16 protein-coding genes are annotated in these 18,566 nt (G+C 69.5%); 13 read left to right on the top strand and 3 right to left on the bottom strand.

Translation table 11 applies throughout. The features are described 5' to 3' along the window. The first annotated feature begins 16 nt into the window (after positions 1-16). The 6 genes from QHF84_RS12350 to tssD all read left to right on the top strand — a co-directional run bounded on the left by QHF84_RS12350 (position 17) and on the right by tssD (position 5,684). Positions 17-424, top strand: coding sequence for a hypothetical protein (locus QHF84_RS12350; protein WP_281313453.1), 408 nt, complete (start codon positions 17-19; stop codon positions 422-424). Between the two features lie 2 nt (positions 425-426). Further along, positions 427-2,085, top strand: a complete 1,659-nt coding sequence (locus tag QHF84_RS12345) for a protoglobin domain-containing protein (RefSeq protein WP_281313452.1) — start codon at positions 427-429, stop codon at positions 2,083-2,085. A gap of 7 nt (positions 2,086-2,092) precedes the next feature. Continuing rightward, positions 2,093-3,490: a sigma-54 dependent transcriptional regulator gene (locus tag QHF84_RS12340; RefSeq protein ID WP_281313451.1), complete on the top strand. Its 1,398-nt coding sequence runs from the start codon at positions 2,093-2,095 to the stop codon at positions 3,488-3,490. A gap of 52 nt (positions 3,491-3,542) precedes the next feature. Beyond that, positions 3,543-3,923, top strand: a complete 381-nt coding sequence (locus QHF84_RS12335; RefSeq protein WP_281313450.1) for a response regulator — start codon at positions 3,543-3,545, stop codon at positions 3,921-3,923. 69 nt (positions 3,924-3,992) lie between these two features. Beyond that, entirely contained in the window at positions 3,993-4,832 is an 840-nt protein-coding gene (locus QHF84_RS12330) for a MoxR family ATPase (RefSeq protein WP_281313449.1), read from the top strand. A 348-nt stretch (positions 4,833-5,180) separates the two neighbouring features. Beyond that, positions 5,181-5,684 carry a type VI secretion system tube protein TssD gene (gene tssD, locus QHF84_RS12325; RefSeq protein ID WP_281313448.1) on the top strand — a complete coding sequence of 168 codons (504 nt, stop codon included), beginning with the start codon at positions 5,181-5,183 and terminating at the stop codon, positions 5,682-5,684. 64 nt (positions 5,685-5,748) lie between these two features. Here the strand turns inward: tssD and QHF84_RS12320 are convergent, their stop codons facing one another. Further along, positions 5,749-7,848 (bottom strand): choice-of-anchor L domain-containing protein, encoded by a 2,100-nt coding sequence (locus QHF84_RS12320; protein WP_281313447.1) that lies wholly within the window; start codon positions 7,846-7,848, stop codon positions 5,749-5,751. Between the two features lie 131 nt (positions 7,849-7,979). Here QHF84_RS12320 and QHF84_RS12315 point away from each other — a divergent pair, with 131 nt between their 5' ends. The 5 genes from QHF84_RS12315 to QHF84_RS12295 all read left to right on the top strand — a co-directional run bounded on the left by QHF84_RS12315 (position 7,980) and on the right by QHF84_RS12295 (position 13,051). Continuing rightward, positions 7,980-8,705 (top strand): glycosyltransferase, encoded by a 726-nt coding sequence (locus QHF84_RS12315; protein WP_281313446.1) that lies wholly within the window; start codon positions 7,980-7,982, stop codon positions 8,703-8,705. Between the two features lie 55 nt (positions 8,706-8,760). Further along, a complete protein-coding gene (locus QHF84_RS12310; RefSeq protein ID WP_281313445.1) occupies positions 8,761-9,702 on the top strand; it encodes a hypothetical protein in 942 nt (313 codons plus the stop codon). Then, on the top strand, positions 9,699-10,193 hold the full coding sequence (locus tag QHF84_RS12305; RefSeq protein ID WP_281313444.1) for a hypothetical protein: 495 nt from the start codon (positions 9,699-9,701) through the stop codon (positions 10,191-10,193). Before QHF84_RS12310 ends, QHF84_RS12305 begins: the two co-directional genes overlap by 4 nt. Positions 10,194-10,405: 212 nt before the next feature. Then, complete coding sequence (gene glmM / locus QHF84_RS12300) at positions 10,406-11,791, top strand: phosphoglucosamine mutase (RefSeq protein ID WP_348652857.1); 1,386 nt, start codon at positions 10,406-10,408, stop codon at positions 11,789-11,791. Between the two features lie 9 nt (positions 11,792-11,800). Then, entirely contained in the window at positions 11,801-13,051 is a 1,251-nt protein-coding gene (locus QHF84_RS12295; RefSeq protein WP_281313442.1) for a tetratricopeptide repeat protein, read from the top strand. A gap of 7 nt (positions 13,052-13,058) precedes the next feature. On the opposite strand, the gene QHF84_RS12290 is transcribed toward QHF84_RS12295, so the two are convergent. Continuing rightward, a complete protein-coding gene (locus tag QHF84_RS12290; protein WP_281313441.1) occupies positions 13,059-15,179 on the bottom strand; it encodes a tetratricopeptide repeat protein in 2,121 nt (706 codons plus the stop codon). Continuing rightward, positions 15,176-16,348, bottom strand: coding sequence for a tetratricopeptide repeat protein (locus QHF84_RS12285; RefSeq protein ID WP_281313440.1), 1,173 nt, complete (start codon positions 16,346-16,348; stop codon positions 15,176-15,178). The genes QHF84_RS12290 and QHF84_RS12285 overlap by 4 nt, the downstream gene beginning before the upstream one ends. A gap of 96 nt (positions 16,349-16,444) precedes the next feature. Between QHF84_RS12285 and QHF84_RS12280 the strand changes: the two genes are divergently transcribed. After that, on the top strand, positions 16,445-18,244 hold the full coding sequence (locus tag QHF84_RS12280) for an OmpA family protein (RefSeq protein ID WP_281313439.1): 1,800 nt from the start codon (positions 16,445-16,447) through the stop codon (positions 18,242-18,244). Further along, positions 18,241-18,564, top strand: a complete 324-nt coding sequence (locus QHF84_RS12275; RefSeq protein ID WP_281313438.1) for a hypothetical protein — start codon at positions 18,241-18,243, stop codon at positions 18,562-18,564. Before QHF84_RS12280 ends, QHF84_RS12275 begins: the two co-directional genes overlap by 4 nt. The last annotated feature ends 2 nt before the right edge of the window (positions 18,565-18,566 follow it).

Raw genomic sequence — 18,566 nt, 5'->3', positions numbered from 1 at the left:
AAGGCCCGCCGGTTGCATGACGGCCGCGACCATCATGTCGAGCAGCAAGCCTCCGCCTCGTAACCCGCTCCCCGAGGTCCATCGTCTCCCGATCCGCGTCCTCGGCGCCGGCGGCAAAGAAATGCTCGTCGATTGCCCTCGCCGCGCCGCGGAGGTCCACATCGATCGATGCACCCTCTGCGCGGCGTGCACCGGCCTCTCCATCCGCGGCCGATACCTCGTCTGCACCGTCGATCCGGAGACGCGCGAGACCGAGGGGAACGAGCCTCCAGGGGCCGGTGACGTCGACGCACCCGTTGCACCCGAGGCGCAAGCTTTGCGCTGCTGCGGCTGTCGGGTCGCCTGGTTCGGCGCGGACCTCCCCTTGCTCGACGGCTGGATCGAAGGCAACGTGGACGACCCTTCGGCGCCGAAACCCCCGTGACCATGGACCGAAAGGCACCTCTCCGCGCCGAGACCGACGAAAGTCTGGTCCAGGAGCTCTTGCGGTACGTCCGCTTCAGCGAGGAAGACGCGCGCCTGCTCCGCGCGCTCCGGCCCCTCGCCGCCCCGCATTTCGAGCGCATCGCCACGGCCTTTTACGACCGCATCCGCGAGCACGACGGCGCGCACGACGTCTTCACGGGCGAGGATCAGATCCGGCGGCTCCAGGGCTCCATGGCCCGCTGGATGGATCGGCTCTGCGCCGGCCCGCACGACGAGGCGTACTTCAAGAAGACCCTCGAAATCGGCCGGATCCACGTCCAGATCGGCCTCCCGCAGCGCTACATGTTCACCGCGATGGCGCTCATCCGCGTCGCGCTCCAGCGCGTCGTCGACGACACGATGGGCGAAGAGGCCAGAGCCTGCCGCGAGGCGCTCGATCGCGCCCTCGACCTCGAGCTCGCGTTCATGCTCGAAGGCTACCGCGACCATTCCCTCGCGCGCACGCAGCAGCGCGAGCGGCTCGAACGCGCCGAGATCGACCTCGCCTTGCGCCGCACCGAGCACCGCTACGTGAGCGCCGTCGAGCTCGCCCGCGTGCTCGTCGTCGGCCTCGATCGCGAGGGCAAGATCCGCCTCTTCAACCGCGAGGCCGAGCGCGTCACCGGTTTCGGCCGCGAGGAAGTCATCGGCGTGCCTTTCCACGAAGCGCTCCTGCCCGAGGCCCTCCGCGACGAGCAGGCGGGGCTCCTCCAGGCGCTCCTCGACGGCCGCAAGAGCCGCGCCTCCCTCGACGACGTCGAAAGCGCGGTCCGCACCCGCGCCGGCAAGATCCGCGACGTCCGCTGGCAATTCGCGTATGCGCCGGGCGACGACGACGACATCGTCCTCTTCGCCGTCGGCCGCGACACGACCGACGAGAACGCGCTCGCCGCGCGGCTCCGGCAAAACGAGAAGCTCGCGGCCGTGGGCACGCTCGCCGCGGGCCTCGCGCACGAGATCCGGAACCCGCTGAACGGCGCCCAGCTCCACGTCACCTTCCTCGAACGAGGCCTGCGCAAGAGCGGCGCCGACGCCGAGCAGCTCGAAGCCGTCCACATCGTGGGCGAGGAGATCAAGCGGCTCGGCACGCTCGTCAGCGAGTTCCTCGACTTCGCGCGGCCGAAGCCCCTCGAGCTCCGCCCCACGTCGGTGCACGCCGTGTGCGAGCGCGCGAGCAAGCTCGTCGAGGCCCGCGCGATCCAGACCGGCGTCACGCTCACCCTGGAGCTGCCTGCGAGCGAGCTCGTCTTCGACCTCGACACGCCCAAGATCCAGCAGGTCCTCCTGAACCTCCTGCAGAACGCGGTCGAGGCGCTGCAGCCGACGGGCGGCGGCACCGTCACGCTCCGGGCCCGGCGCAGGCCGCGGGACGTCATGATCGAGGTCGAGGACGACGGCCCCGGCCTCTCGAGCCCCGACGCCCCGATCTTCGACCCGTTTTTCTCCACGAAGCCCGAGGGCACGGGCCTCGGCCTCGCCATCGTCCACCGCATCGTCACCGACCACGGCGGCACGATCGACGTCGACAGCCACCCCGGCAGGACGGTATTTCGTGTGTCCCTCCCGGTCCGCCTCGGCGCCCACGACGCCCAGTCGAAAGCGGGAAAGATTCTCCCTTGAGGCTCCCATGACGGATACGAAGATCGCGGGCAAACCGAAGGCGCGCGTGCTCGTCGTCGACGACGAAGCGAGCGCCCGCTCCGGCCTCGAAAAGCTGCTCCGGCAAGAAGGTTATGCGGTCGACGCCGCGGCCGATGGGCCGAGCGCGCTGCAAATCGCCGCCGAGCGCCCGCCGGACGTGGTCGTGACCGACCTCAAGATGCCGCGCATGGACGGCCTCGAGCTCTTGCAGAAGCTCCGCGCCACGTACCCGACCGTGCCCGTCATCATGGTCACCGCGTTCGGCGAGGTCTCGACCGCCGTCCAGGCGATGCGCAGCGGCGCCGACGATTTCATCACGAAGCCCGTCGATTTCGACGCGCTCACGCTCTCGATCGAGCGCGCGATCGAGCGGACGAACCTCAAGGCCGAGGCCGAAGAGCTCCGCCGCCAGCTCCGCGAGCGCGAGGGCGAAGGGTTCGAGGGCCTCATCGGATCGAGCCCGGCGCTGCAGAAGGTCTACCGCGTCGCCAAGCAGGTCGCGCCTGCCCGCGCGACGGTCCTCATCACGGGCGAGAGCGGCACCGGCAAGGGCGAGCTCGCGCGCGCCATCCACAAGAAGAGCCCGCGCGCGGGCGGCCCCTTCATCACCCTGCATTGCGCCGCCCTCGCCGAGAGCCTGCTCGAGAGCGAGCTCTTCGGCCACGAACGAGGCGCCTTCACGGGCGCCGACAAACGCCGCGTCGGCCGCTTCGAGCAGGCGAACGGCGGCACCTTGTTCCTCGACGAGGTCGGCGAGATCCCGCCGGCGACACAGGTAAAACTCCTCCGCGTCCTGCAGGAGCGCACGTTCGAGCGTGTCGGCGGCAACGAGCCCGTCGAGGTCGACGTGCGCCTCATCGCCGCGACGAACCGCGACCTCGCGAAGGACGTGCACGACGGCCGATTCCGCGAGGATCTCTACTACCGCCTGAACGTCGTGCACGTCGAGATGCCGGCGCTCCGCCTGCGCGGCGGCGACGTGCTCTTGCTCGCCCAGCATTTCCTGAAGCGGTTCGCGGTCGAGAACAAGAAACGTATCGACGGCTTCAACGACCGCGCCCGCGCCAAGCTCCTCGCCCACCGCTGGCCGGGCAACGTGCGCGAGCTGGAGAATGCGATCGAGCGCGCCGTGGTGCTCTGCGAGGGCACGCAGATCGACGAGGGGGATCTGCCGATCGACGTGGCTCCGTTGCCCAAGGGCGGCGTCCGGATCCCGGGCGCCACGATGGCCGAGATCGAGCGGTTCGCGATCCTCTCCACGCTCGACGCCACGAACGGCTCCACGGCGAAGGCCGCCGAGATGCTCGACATCAGCGTGCGCACCATCCAGTACCGCCTCCACGAGTACGGCATCGCCGCGAAGGAAAAAGAGAAAAAGGTCTGATCCCGCGTACGCCTACGATCGGGGTGGCACGACGTTTGTAGGCACTCCGGACGTGGACACGCAAAAGAAGCCGCGTCGACTGGTCCTTCTCGTGGACGACGACATCCGCTCGGCGCGTGTCTTCGTGCGGATGCTCCGCGAAGACGGCTTCGACGTCGAGGTGGCGCACGACGGCGCGCACGCCATCGGCAGACTCTCGCGCGCGCCTGCGCCCGACGTGCTCGTCACGGACCTGCAAATGCCGCACGCCGACGGCATCGCCGTCGCGAAGTACGCGCGCTCCTGCAACCCCACGCTGCCCATTTTCATGGTGACGGGCTATCCGGACATCGTCGCGGCGCGCGCCAAGGCATTCGATCCCGAGCCGCGGATCTTCACGAAGCCGCTCGATTACCCGACCTTCGCGAAGGAGCTCGATCGGACGGGCACGTGAACGCACGCTTTGCGCTCCGGCGCAAACCGCGCGCCCCGCGGGTGGTTCGTCCGTGCTAGGTTCCCGTCCATGACGGAGTTTCGTCGTTTCCGCGGCACGATTGGCTACCTGACGAACGAATCCCTCGAGGCTGCGGTGAACTGCGCCCTCGCGCTCGAACGTCCCCTGCTCGTGAAGGGCGAGCCTGGAACGGGCAAGACCCTGCTGGCCGAGGCGATCGCCCAGACGCTCGAGACCGAGCTCATCCCGTGGCACGTCAAGAGCACCACGCGGGCGCAGGACGGGCTTTACGTCTACGACACGGTCCAGCGCCTCTACGACTCGCGCTTCGGCGACGGCGACGTACGCGACATCCGCCGCTACATCAAGCTCGGCCCCCTCGGCCGCGCGCTCGCTTCGGACAAACGGGTCGTCCTGCTCATCGACGAGGTCGACAAGGCCGACCTCGAGTTCCCGAACGACCTGCTCCACGAGATCGATCGCATGCGGTTCCGCGTGACCGAGACGGGCGACGAGTACGTCGCGAAGGAGCGGCCCGTGGTGGTCATCACGAGCAACAACGAGAAAGAGCTGCCGGACGCGTTCCTGCGCCGCTGCGTCTTTCACTTCATCGATTTCCCCGACCGCGAGTTCATGCGGCAGATCGTGAACGTGCACCACCCGGAGCTCGCGCGGACGTTGATCGATCAGGTCCTCTCGGTGTTCTACGAGATCCGCAACATGTCGCGGCTGCGCAAGCGCCCGTCGACGAGCGAGCTCATCGATTGGATCGCGGCGCTCCGCAAAGCGGGCATCGACGAGGTGAAGCTCGAACAGGCGCTCCCCTTCCTCGGCGCGCTGCTCAAAAAAGAGCAGGATCTCGTCGCTTATGCCGATCAGCTCGCCGGCGGCCGCAAATATCGCTCCTGACGCGCCGCATCCTGGATCTTCTTTTCCCCAGGTGGGGCCTCGAAGATCCAGGCTTTTTGCCCCACCCTCCCCCCAATTTCACGCAATGACACGGTAGCCGTACGACCCGGCTGCGTCTTTTTGTCGTCTGCGGGGTGGCATGCCGACTGCAATGGTGTCTGGTCGGCGCCTCTCGAAGCCCGGCACGAAGATGCTTGACGCCGGCGCGGAAAAGAGGGAAAGCCGAAAGACCGCACGCGGAGGTCTTCGGATCTTCGGGTTCGGCTGGGAGACCGTCATCTGCCAGCGCGCAATAGGGCGTAGACTGAGTCCAGGGGACGGCGCGACCAAACGGAAGAGGTTAGCACCATGGCTCTCAATGCGTATCTCCGGCTGAAGGGGCAGAAGCAAGGCGAGATCAAGGGCTCCGTGACCCAGAAGGGTCGCGAGAACAGCATCATGGTCATCGCGGTCTCGCACGAGATCATGAGCCCCCGCGATCCGGCGAGCGGCCTGCCGACCGGCAAGCGCATGCACAAGCCCTTCATCGTGACGAAGGAGCTCGATAAGGCGTCGCCGCTGCTCTACAGCTCGCTCGTCAACAACGAGAACATCTCGGAGTGGGAGCTCAAGCACTACACCCCGCAGGTGAAGGCGCAGCAGGGCGTCGGCACCGAGGTGAACCACTACACGGTGCGCCTGATCAACGCGAACATCGCGTCGATCAACTTCCGCATGCCGAACAACCGGAACCCCGATCTCATGAAGTACGCCGAGTACGAGGAGATCGCGTTCACGTACCAGAAGATCATCTGGACGTGGACCGAGGGTGGCATCACGGCCGAGGACGACTGGGAGACCCCCCTCGTGTGATGTTGGGCTAACGCCCAGCAAAACCCACCGGGCGGCCGATTGGCCGCCCGGTTTCATTTTGTCCTCAGCCGCCCGTGCCCGGAAGGGTGGCCGCCGAGAGCCACTGGAACCCGTCCAGAATCGCGAGCGAGTCGTACGACGAGTCGCCCACGTCCCAGAGCGCGATGCGGATCTCCACGATTTGCCCGGGGATCACATTGCCCGCGGTCGTCAGCCAGAACGTACCGCCGCCGACGAGGCAATCTCCATCCGATTCGAATCCCGTACCCATGAGCTGCGCCGAGCCGAGCGAGCACGAGGTCGCGCTGACGCTCGTGTCCCAGCAGGTCGGCGACGCGGCTTGCGAGTCGCAGACGGCGAAGAGGTTCGTGCCCTGCGCGATGTTGATCCCGATCGGCCATTTCTGGTTGCCCGACGTGAACGTCATCAGGTTCTTGTCGACCGGGTTCGGCGTCGGCGAGGGCACGCCGCTCGGCGTGTCGACGAGCGCGATGAACTGATCGTTGTAGCTCGTGCAGACGAATTCCGGGTATTCGGCCGACATGAAGTACGAGTTGAACGAGAATGCCCGCGCATTCGTGGGCGCCCGCAGCCGCAGCACGAGCATGACCGAGTCCTCGGCCTCCGGCGTGTTGCTCGCGTTGCAGCCCGGCGAGTCGGGCAGGCCGTTCGCCGGCTTGAGCGGAAGGTTTGGCGTGGCGAACCAATCCTTGACCGAGAAATCGCTGCCGCCCGAGATCAGCACGTTGCTCACCGGCGTGTGCGACGTCGACACGTTGAGGCCGCCCCCGCCGCCGTTCGGCCCCGGGTTCGTCTGCGTCTCGTCCGCCGCGATGCCGCTCGACAGCACGACGGCGCTCTTGCCCTCCAGCACGGCCGGCGAGATGCTGCCGAAGCCCTGGCGGATCGACGCCGCCCGCACGTCCCCGAGCGCCGAGCCGTCGGCGCGCAGGAGCTTGGCGCTGAGCAGGCCCCACGTCCTCTCCGGCTTCGAGGCGTTCTCCGTCGTCGTGCGGCAGATGCCGAGCGCCTTGGCGTAATCGGTCGGGGACGACGAATCGGAGGCCAGCCCGTCGTCGCAGGAGACCGTGTCTTCCAGGTCGAAGAGGTCGGTCTTCGTGTTGCAATTGTCGTCGATGCCGTTGCCCACGACCTCGATCGCGCCCGGGTTCACCTTCTCGGGCTCGGCGCCGCAGAGGCCGGGTTTGTCGCAGCAATCCCCCTCGCTCGCGAGCCAGCCGTCGTTGTCGCAGTCCGTCGTCGCGCTGTCGCAGGCCTGGCAGGTCCCGTCCACGCACGACGCGCCGACGGGGCACTTGTTGCCGCACGTCCCGCAGTTCGAGGCGTCCGTCGCCGGCAGGACGCAGAGCTGCCCGCATTGCAGGAACGGCGCATTGCATTCGCCGATGCTCACGCACATGCCCGCCGCGCAGAGCTGCCCCGACGGACAGGCATTGCCGCACGTCCCGCAATGCGCCGGATCCGTGTCGAGATCCACGCAGCTCGATCCGCACAGGGCCGAGCCGCCGAGGCACGTCACCGCGCATTGCCCCATCGAGCAGACCTGGCCCGCGGCGCACGTCGTGCCGCACGCGCCGCAATTCGCCGGATCCGTGTCGAGGTCCACGCAGGACCCATTGCAGAACGTCGCGCCCACGCACGACGTACCGCATTGCCCCGCCGAACAGACCTGCCCCGGCAGGCACGTCGTGCCGCACGCGCCGCAGTTGTTCGGGTCGTTCTGGAGATCCGCGCACGCGTCATTGCATTGGGTCGTGCCGCCGAGGCAGGTGATCCCGCACTGGCCCAGCGAGCAGACCTCGCCGGCCGCGCAGGCCTTGCCGCAGGCGCCGCAGTTCGCCGGGTCGAACGAGAGGACCGTGCAGGCGTCCCCGCAAAGCGTCGTGCCGGGCCCGCAGGCCGAGCCGCCGCCCTGCCCTGCGCCGCCCATTCCCGCGCCGCCCTGACCGGGAATCCCGCCCTGCCCCGCCGTACCGCCTTGCCCGCCGGACGCGCCGTCCCCGCGGCCCCCGTCGCCGCCGGGGAACGTGTCCGAAGAGCTCGTCGCACACCCGGCCCACGCGCTCGCCGATCCCACGGCGAGCAGCGCCGCGAGCCTCGCGTTCTTGAATACGAGATTGGATATACTGGAATTTTTCGCCATGACAGGGATCCCCCGTTTGGAAGGGAGGACCTCCTTACCAGAGTTTCCTTCCGGCGAGCGCCTCTTGTCGGCGCCGGGCACGGTTCCGCGGACGTTGAAACCCGGGCTCCGTTTCGCTAAGGCGTCGCTTCGTGTTCTCAGGTGCGCGCATCGCCGTGGTGATCCCGGCTTTCCGGGAAGAGGATCGAATTGCCGATACCGTCCGAGCCGTGCCTTCGTTCGTGGACCACGTCGTGGTCGTGGACGACGCGAGCGACGACGCCACCTCGGCCGCGGCGCGCGCCGCGGGGGACGGACGCCTCGTGCTCGTTCGGCATGCGGAGAATCGCGGCGTCGGCGCGGCCATCTTGACCGGCTATCGCGAGGCGCGGGCGCTCGCGGCCGACGTCGCGGCCGTGATGGCCGGCGACGGGCAGATGGATCCGCTCGATCTGCCCGCCGTCGTCGGCCCCGTGGCGCGGGGCGAGGCCGATTACGTCAAAGGCGACCGCTTGCGCCACCCTTCCGTCTGGAAAGACATGCCACTCCACCGGCTCCTCGGCACCTCGGCGCTCGCCTGGATGACGCGGCACGCGGCGGGATTACCGTCGCTATCGGATAGCCAGTGCGGTTACACCGCGATCGGCGCGGCGGCGATGGATTGCCTGCTCCGCGAGGGGATGTGGGCGCGATATGGTTATCCAAACGACCTGCTCGGCACGCTCGCACGTCATGAGCATCGCATTCACGAGGTCCCGGTGAAACCCGTGTACCGCGGCGAGGCGAGCGGGCTGCGGCCGTGGCACGTGTTCACGATTGGGTACGTCGTCGGACGCGTCGCAGCGCGTCGTGCTGCGTTATCGTTGAAAGCACGCTAGCCACGCGCGATGCATTCGCGCATCCTGAAACCTCACGCTTCGGAATGGAGGTTTCATGATCCGATCGATTCGATGGGCGCTCGCCCTGCCCATGCTCCTCGTCGCGGCCTGCGGAGGCACCGACGACGGGAGCGCCCCGGCCGCGCCCGACGACGGCATCCGCGACCTGCGCGTCGAAATCCCCGCCGCCGACCCGAATTTCATCGATTTCGTGGGCGCGGAGGTCGTCGTCCAGCCGGGCGAGGACAAGATGATCTGCACGCATTTCCGCTACGACGGCGAGGACATCGCGTTCTCGCTGCAGGAGACGCTGCAAGGCAAATTCGGCCACCACGCCATCCTGCTCTCCGCCAAGGAGCCGCTGCCCCCGGGCACGATGGAGGACTGCACGGACGTCGCCAGCATGGCGAAATTCGACCCATTCACGGTCCCGAGCTACGAGCTGCCCGCGGGGCGCGGCACCTTCCTGCCGAAGGGCAAGGCGCTCGTGCTGCAGTCGCATTACTTGAACAGCGGCGCCGTGCCCATCCGCATCCGCGACGTCGTCCGGCTGAAGACGATGCCGGTCGCCGCCGTCGAGAAATGGGCCTCCATGTACGTGACGAACGACTACGGCTTCGAGCTCGCGCCGCACGGCCCGGGCGAGAGCAAATTCGATTGCGTCATCTCCGAGGACGTGACCCTCCTGCTCGTCGGCGGCCACATGCACGAGCGGGGCACCCGCTTCGAGGCCCTGATCGGCGAGGACGAGGCGAGCCTCGAGTCGATCTACCTCGTCGATCCGTGGGTCGGCGACTACCGCGACAATCCCCCCGTCTCGCTCTTCTTCGAGAACCCGAGACCCCTGCCCGCGGGCACGATCGTGCGGACCCATTGCTCCTGGAACAACCCCGACATGGGGCCCGTCGCGTTCCCGAACGAGATGTGCTCGACCTTCGGATTCGTCGAGGGGCCGAAGGACGCGATCAAGTGCTTCATTGGAGGCGAAACGAAATGAGCCGGAAGCTCCTCGGCCCACTCTTCGCCTTGCTCGCGCCCTGCCTCGTCGCCTGCGGCGGCGATCCCGAGCCCGACGGGCCCGAGGCGCCCCAAGACGGCACGGTCGTCCTGAGTTTTTCCGCGACGAACGGCGTCCGCGGGAGCAAGAACCTCGTCGATCCGCTGAAGGGCACGGTCTACGGAGGCCTGTACCTCGCCGAGGACGTCTCGGCGGGCGGCCCTCGCCCCGACGCCGTGCAAATGGCGGAGGTGGAGGTCTCCGGCGTGGACCTCGAAGCAGCCGACCCGAGCGAGGCCGCCTGGAAGAGCGGCCCGCTCGCGCCGAACCGCTATACCTTCCTCGGCTTCTTCGACGTCGACGGCAACGGCCCCGAGACGTACGAGCCCGACCCGGGTGATCCCGTCACCCTGCCGTTCATCAACCAGTTCGACATCACGTCGAGCCAGGAAACGTCGATGACGGCCGTCTTCGAGCTCGTCTACAACTGACCGTTCCTCCACGGCCCTGCCGGGCCGCCTCCCCGAATTTCTTCCGCTCCCGGAGAACCCGTTTCTCCGCGCCGTCATCCAACTGCCGCCTCACGCCGGCCGGGAATTTCACCGACGTACGCCTCATCTAGGGGCTAACGTTCGGCCCCATCCGCGGCTAGCGTGGCGGCGTGGCCAGGACGAAGTCGACCAGGAAAAAGGAGCAAGGGCCTTTGACCAAGGGCAGCGGACGAAAGCTCTTCGGGACCGATGGTATTCGTGGGACCGCAAACGAACCGCCCATGACGCCCGAGATGGCGTTGCGGCTCGGGCGCGCCATCGCGTTCGTCGCGCGGCGGGGCAAGGGTCGCAAGGTGCGCGTCGTCATCGGCAAGGACACGCGCCTCAGCGGCTACATGTTCGAAACCGCGCTCGCGTCGGGCATCTGCGCGATGGGCGGCCACGTCATGCTGAGCGGCCCGATTCCCACCCCGGCCGTCGCGCAGCTCACCCGCAGCATGCGCGCTGACGCCGGCGTCGTGATCAGCGCCAGCCACAACCCGTACGGCGACAACGGCATCAAGATCTTCGGCCCCGACGGCTTCAAGCTGCCCGACGCCGAAGAGGCCGCGATCGAGCGGCTCATGGAGGGCGGCGAGCTCGACGCGCTCCGCGTGACCGGCGCCGCCATCGGCGACGCCATGCGGCTCGAAGACGCGCGCGGCAGGTACGTCGTGTTCTGCAAGAACACCTTCCCCGCGCAGCTCTCGCTCGACGGCGTCAAGCTCGTCTGCGACGCCGCGCACGGCGCCGCGTACAAGGTCGCGCCGCTCGTCTTCAGCGAGCTCGGCGCGGACGTCGTGCCGCTCGGCGTGAAGCCGAACGGCCGCAACATCAACCGCGACTGCGGCGCCTTGCACCCCGACCACGTGGCCTCCGAGGTCGTGCGCAAGGGCGCGGCGCTCGGCATCGCGCTCGACGGCGACGCCGACCGCGTGATCATGGTCGACGAGAAGGGCCAGATCGTCGACGGCGACGCGATCATGGCGCTCGTCGCGCTGCGCCTGCTCCGCCAGGGCAAGCTGCCGCATGGAACCGTGGTCAGCACGGTCATGTCGAACCTCGGGCTCGAGCGCGCGCTCGCGAGCGAGGGCGGCCGCGTCGAGCGCACCGCGGTCGGCGACCGGTACGTCGTCGAGGCCATGCGCTCCGGCGGCTACACCTTCGGCGGCGAGCAGTCGGGGCACCTCATCTTCCTCGACCACGCGACCACGGGCGACGGCATCGTGGCCGCGCTGCAGGTCCTCGCGATCATGCTCGAGTCGGGCAAGCCCCTCTCCGAGCTCGCCTCGAAGGCGATGCAGCGGGTGCCGCAGGTGCTGGAGAACGCCACGTTCGTGCGGCGCATGCCGCTCGAATCGATGGAGACGATGCGGCTCGTCGTCGACCGCGTGGAGAAGACGCTCGGCGGCAAGGGCCGCGTGCTCGTGCGCTGGAGCGGCACGGAGCCGAAGCTCCGCGTCATGGTCGAGGGCGAGGACGAGGCGCTGATCGCCAGGTACGCGCAGGAGATCGTCGAGGCCGCGAAGAGTGACGTATCGAGCGTCGCGGCAGGGTAAATTCCGCGCGTGCTCCTCCTGCTCGACGTGGTGACGCGCGCTGCGCGCCTCTTCTTGCTCGCGCTGGCGCCGCCGCTCTCGTCGCCCGAGCCCGCGCCTGCCGGCAATCCGATCGTCGCGGCCATCCTGGCCGCTCTCCTGCTCGTAGCCGTGCTCTACGGGGCCGTACGACTTCGCGCGTGGGGCGCGGGAGACAAGAGGCTCGCGTGGAGCGCGGCCTTCGCGTGGGTCGCGGTCGCGGCCGCGCTCGGCGCCGCGCTCTACTTCCGCGAGGGCCGCGCGCCGCTCGGCCAGGGCGTCGCGTTCGTCGCGGTCCCGGCGTGGGCCTCGCTCGCGCTCGCGGCCTCGGCGCTCGCCGGAAAGAAGTTGCCTCGTGCGCGCACTGCAGGGCGCTTCGCGGCGCTCGCCGTGCTCACGGCGTCTGCGCTCGTCTTCGCGTCCGCGTCGTCGTGGCTCGCCTCCCCCGCGCAGATGTGGTGGGACGCGCTGCGCCGCGACGGCGAGCACCCTCGCGCGATCGGCGAGCTCACGCGAAAGCCGCTCGGATCCCGCGATTTCCTGGCCGCGCGCGCCATCGTGGACGAGTGCTTGCGGCTGCACCCCGGGAGCTGCCGCTGCCAGGGCGAGCGCGCCGAGATCGCCATCCGCGCGCACGACTTCGTGCAAGCCGAGAGCCTGGCGCGCGCCGCGCACGAACAATGCCCTGGCAACGGCGATCTGCGCGCGCTCCACGCCGAGACGCTCGGCTTGAGCGGTCAGGCGATACGCGCCGAGGAGGAAGCTCGGCGTGCCCTCGCCCTGGGCGGCGCAGAGGCGCGGCTCAGGTATGCGCTCGCCCTCGCGCTCGCGGGCCAGGGCAAGGACGCCGAAGCGATGCGGGAGGCCAAACGCGCCGTCGAGCTCGGTGCCGGCCGCAGCGCCGCGCTCTTCGTCGGCTCCTCCGCGCTCGTGAAGGGCGACCTCGACGAGGCCGCTCGGGTGCTCGGGCCGCTCGTCGCCGCCGATCCGGGCGACGCCGAGGCGCAGTACGATCTCGGGCTCGTGGCCGATCGCCGCGGCGACTACAACGCCGCGCGCTCGGCTTACCTCGCGGCCCTGCGGGCGGACCCGTCGTTCGCGGACGCGCGCTACAACCTCGCGCTCCTCACGTTCCGCCGCGGCGTCGTCGAGGAGGCGAAGCACCACGCGCAGAAGCTCCGCGAGGCGCACCCCGAGGACCCGCGCAGCGCCGAGCTCGCCCGATCGTTGGGCATGCAATAGTTGGAGCTCAAGGATTCTTGGCGAGGCGCGCGCGCGCGGCGTCGGCCGTCTTCGTATCGCCGATGCCCTCGGCCATGCCGAGCATCTTCGTCCAGAGCGGCCGCGCCTCGGCGGGCCTGCCGGCTTGATCGAGCGCCGTCGCGAGCTGGAACGTCGCGCCGTAGTGATCCGGATGATGCGCGAGTACGGCGCGGAAATGCGCCACCGCGGCCTCGGGGTTTTTCCGGTTGTAGAGCGCGTCGAGGCCGAGCTGCATCGAGGCCGTCGGATCGTCGAGCGACAAGGCGCGCTGCCGCTCGTCGAGCGCGGCCAACCGCGCGCGGGCGTGCTCGGCCGTCTTCGTGTCGCCGATCGCGTCGGCCATCGTCGCCATCTTCTCCCAGAGCGGTCGCGCCTCGCGCGGCTCGCCGGCCTGTTCGAGCGCGGTCGCGAGCTGGTACGTCGCGCCGTAATGATCGGGGTTTTTCGCGAGCACCTCCCGGAAACGCGCCGCCGCGAGGACGGGATCGTTCCGCGTGTAGAGCGCTTCGAGCCCGAGCGTCATCGGATCCGCCGGCGCGCCGGGGCTCCGCGCAGGCGCCGCGCGCGGGTTCGGCGTCGCGGCCGGAACGCTCACGCCGCCTGGTTTTCCGGCGGGAGCCGGGCTCGACGCCTTCCAGGCGATGACGATCGAGAGGACGGCGACCACGACAGCGCCGAGCCAGAAGGCCACGAGGTTCGATCCGCCGGCCGGTTTCGGCGCGCGCGCGGCGGTCTTCGCGGCGGGCTCTTCGTCCGTGGTTTCTTCGTTCGTGTCAGGTTCCGTCACGGCGACTTTCCTCCGGACGACGAGCCCCACGAAGAGGGCCCCGAGCGCCGCGAAAAAGACGAGCGGGAAGGCGCTCGAGCCCGCGCGCGCGGCGGCACCGGGCAGGGCGCCGAGCGCGTGGAGGACATCGTACGTGGTGGGATCATAGGTGCGAAAGGTGATGAACGTCTCGTGGAACAGGGCGAGCTCGAACACGGCCGACGGGATCAGCAAAGCAGCGGCGAACCCGGCCCCGCGCGCGCGCCCGGCCCAGGGGAACGTGACGATCGCCCACGCGGCGAGCAGGCGGAGGATCGGGTCGAGGATCACGACGAAACGCAGGTTCTTGGGCAGGCCCGCGAACGCGGCGAGGGAGACGAGCAAGAAACACGCGAGCCAGAGCGCGCCGCGATGTTCGCGCGGGCGCTCGGCCAGACGCGCGAGCGCGAAGACCCCGAGGACGCAGACGATCGGCGCGAGCACGAAGAGGTCGAAGAGGGGCCGATGCGGCGGGCCGCTCTGGTACTGGATGCCGTAGTCGTCGAGGAACGAGGCCCGCGTGAGGCGGAGGAGCTCGAAGAAGGCCGAAGCGTCGCGGCCGAGCAACACGAAGCCCGCGAAGAAGAGGACCGGCGGGGCCAGGAAGAGAAGCACTTGCGCGGGGCGCAGGCGCGCGCGTGAGGCGAGGACGGTCGCGGCCGCGAGGCCCGCATACGGAAAGACGAACGCCTCCTTCACGGCGAACGCGAGCGTCGCGAGGACGACGAACAGCGCCATCGGTCGCCATCGTGCGCGGAGCGCGTCGCGTTCGTCCTGGGCGAGCCGAACGAAGGACCACGCCGCCGCCAGGAAGATCGCGCAATACACCTCGTCCTGGAGCGCGCGTCGCGAGAGCGCGAGCTGGAGCGGCGAGGTCACCGTGAGCAGAGCGGCGACGAGCCCCGCGCGTGGCCCCACGAGGCGCGCGCCGAGCAGGTACGTGAAGACGATCGACACGATGCCTGCGAGCGTCGAGAGCCACGCGAGCATGCGCCCGTCGCACGGCGCGTCCGCAGCACACGCGAGCGTCGTCATCGCGAAGTAGCCCCAGCGCAGCGGCGTGGGGAACGTGGCGAGATCCGCGCGTTCGAGGTGCGCCGCGACGAGCTGCGGGTACGCGGACAACCCCTCGCGCTGGAGGAACTGTGTCGAGGACACGTAGTACGCCTCGTCCGCGGGCGCATACGACGCGACGTCGTTCCACACGATCCGGAGCGCCGCCCCGAGCCCCACGATCCCGAAGAGGACCGCGTACGTTCGGACGAACTTCACGAGCGCCGCGCCGAACGAGCGCTCGGTCATCGTTTCGCCTTCGAAGGTTTCTCCTCGGCGGCCTCGGCCTTCTCCTGCGCCGCTGCGAGCGCCTCGACGCGGCCCTTCGCCTCTCGCTGCAGATCCGCGACGAGCTGCTTCTGCGGGCCTTCGAGCGGGAGCGCGAGCAGGCGCCGGAACGCGGCGAGCGCCTGCTGGGTGCGCCCGAGATCCTCATTGGCCATGCCCACGCCGAACAGCGCCGGCGGCGCGAGCGGATCGGCCGCGAGCACCCCTTCGAGCACGTCGAGCGCCGCGACCGACTTCTTCTGCCGCGCCAGCGTGAACCCGAGCGCGATCGACGTCCCCACGTCCGACCGGAGCTCGAGCGATGCCCGCAGCGCCCGCTCCGCCTCGTCGAGCTTCCCCGCGCCGAGCAGCGCCTGCCCGAGCAAACCGAGCGCCTCCGGGCTCCGCGGATCCATCTGCACCGCACGCGCGAGATCCACCGCGGCCTCGGCATGTTTGCCCTGCTGTAGCCGCGCACTCCCCAGCGCGAGCCGCGTCCCGAAGTCGTCCCCCGCCTTCAGCGCCTCGACGAACCGCTCGATCGCGCCGGACAGATCCCCTTCGGCGAGCTTGATCTTCCCGAGCCCCACGAGCGGCCCCGGCGCACCTGGCCGGATCACGAGCGCCCGCTCCAGCGCAGCCTTCGCCTCCGTCGCGGCCTCGGGTCTGCCGGCGAGCAGCGCCCCGAGCGCCGCGTGCGCCACGTACGAGTTCGGATCGGCCTTCACGGCCTCGGCGAGCTTCAGCCGCGCGCCTTCGCGGTCCCCGCGCCGCGCGAGCACGTTGCCGAGCGCGGTCAGGCAAACCGCGTCGAGGTCCTTCTCCGTCCGCCGCAAGAGCTCCGCCTCGTACCCCACGTCCTCCAGCGCATCCGCGCCGATCCGGGCCGGGCTCTCGGCCATGAGGGAGACCCGCGCCCGCATCTGCGCCCGTTGCACGCGCGGATCGTGCGGCGCGAGCTCGTGCGCGTGGGCGTACGCGGCGAGGGCCTCCCCGTAACGCCCCTCCGCGAGCGCGCGATCGCCCCGGCCGAGATGCGTCACGGCGAGGTCGGGGAGCGCGTCACACCCCCCGGCGAGCGCCACGACCAGCAAAAAAGGCCGCAAGGCGGCTTGGCAAGCCGCGGCGCGAGCGGGGGTTCGGCGATCCATCGGCATGCCGTTGTACTCCGCCGGGTCGCCCTCGCGGAAGCGTCGCGTCCGCCGCGCAGCTTGACAGCTCACGCGTGGTCAGGGTTTTCTGCGGATATGCGCCTCGATCGCCGCCTGGGGCGGACTCGGTCGATCCTGGCCGGGGCCGCGTTCTTTCTGCTCGCGCGCGCCTCACTCGCGCAAGAAGCGAGCACGACCGGCGCCCTCGAGCGCTTTCAGCCCTCCGTCGCGGGCGACGCCCTCTTCGGCGTCCCCTCCCCGGGCGCGTCTGGGCACCTCGTCCCCCGCGCCAAGGCCGTCGTCGACTTCGGCCTGCGCCCGCTCTCGATCCAGGACGGCGACACCCGCTACGCCATCGTCTCGCAGCAGACGTTCTTGCACGTGAACGCCTCGCTCGCGCTCTGGGATCGGCTGCTCGTCTCGCTCGACATGCCCTTCGCGCTCACGCAGGGCGGCGACAGCCCCACCGTCCTCGGCGTGCCGTTCACGTCGCCGCAATCGGCCGAGGTCGGGGATCTGCGCATCGGCGCGCGCGTGCGCCTCTTCGGCGAGGATCGCGGCGCCTTCCAGGTCGGCCTCGGCGGTTACCTCGTCGCGCCCACCGGTCCGAGCGGCTACGCGGCCGAGGGCGCGGTCCGCGGCGAGCCCCACGTCGTCATGGGCGGCCGCGTCGATCGGTTCCTCTACAGCGTCTCGCTCGGCACGACCCTGCGCGCCTCGGCCCGCCCGCACACGTTCGACGCGCGCGCCGGCGCGGCCGTGGTCTTCGGTCAGGACTTCTTCCAGATCGGCCCCGAGCTCTCGCTCTCGACGCCGTTCACACGCGAAGTCCTCGTCGACACCCCGGATACGCGGATCTCCGTCGCGTCCCCGGTCTCGGCCGAGCTCCTCGTCGGCGCCAAGCTCCGCCCGCTGCCCTTCCTCGTCGTCGGCGCCGCCGCGGGCCCGGGCCTCACGCAGGGTTATGGAACGCCCGTCTTCTCCGCCGTCGGGAGCATCGGCTACGAGCCACAAGCCTCCCCGGCCGACAAGGACACCGACGGCGACGACATCCCGGACAAACGCGACGCCTGCCCCGACACGCCGGGCCCAGAGAACGACGATCCCCACAAGAACGGCTGCCCGCCCGACGCCGACGGCGATCGCATCGCGGACAAACACGACGCCTGCCCGAACGAGCCCGGCCCGAAGAACGAGGATCCCGCGAAAAACGGCTGCCCGGTCGACACAGACGGCGATCGCATCGCGGACAAACAGGACGCCTGCCCGAGCGAGCCCGGCCCGAAGAGCGCGGACCCCAGGAAAAACGGCTGCCCACCCGACACGGACGACGACAGCATCCGCGACGTCGTGGACGCCTGCCCCACGGATCCCGGCGTGCCGAACGAGGACCCGAAAAAAAACGGCTGCCCACCCGATCGCGACGCAGACACGGTCCCCGACAAGACCGACGCATGCCCGGACGTGCCCGGAAAGCCCGACGCAGAGCCGCAGCTCAACGGCTGCCCCAAGGTCGAGGTGACGAACGAAGAGATCGTCATCCGGCGCCAGATCCGCTTCCGGTTCGGGCAATCGAGCCAATACCAGACGGTGGATCCCATGAGCGACGACCTCCTGCACGAGGTCCGCGACGCGATCCTGAAGCACCCCGAAATCGAGCTCATCGAGGTCCAAGGCCACGCCGACGCGATGGGCGCCGACGAGTACAACCAGATCCTCTCGCAAAGCCGCGCCGACTCGGTCCGCGCCTGGCTCATCAAGCGCGGCATCCCACCCGAGAAGCTCGTGGCCAAAGGCTACGGCGCCTCGGTGCCCGTCGGCTCGAACGACTCGAAGGAAGGCCGCCAGCAAAACCGCCGCGCGAACTTCGTGATCATCAAGAAAAAGGAGCCTTGAACCTCGAGCGAGGCCGGCTCTACAATCGACGTATGGCTTCCCTCGCGCGCCTCTCGGTCGGATCCCTCGCGATCTTCGCGGTGATGGGCGTCCTCGGTTGCGACGCAGGTGGCCTGCTCGAGGTCGAGGGCAACCAAACGCCGCCCGTCACAGCCAAAGGCCACCCCGGGACGGAGATCGTCGCCGCCGGCACGCAGGCGCGAAACGCCAAGTACAAGCTCATCTACACGATGGGCCAGCCGACGCCGCAAAGCGTGCAGAAGCTGCCGGAGGGCAAACGCCTGAACGGCGGCATGCCCGGCTCGACGCAAGAGCCCTGAGG

This window comes from Polyangium sp. y55x31 (assembly GCF_029946505.1).
Taxonomy (GTDB): Bacteria; Myxococcota_A; Polyangia; order Polyangiales; family Polyangiaceae; genus Polyangium.
Note: the sequence above shows the minus strand (reverse complement) of the source record. Positions and strands in the feature narration are given on the sequence as shown.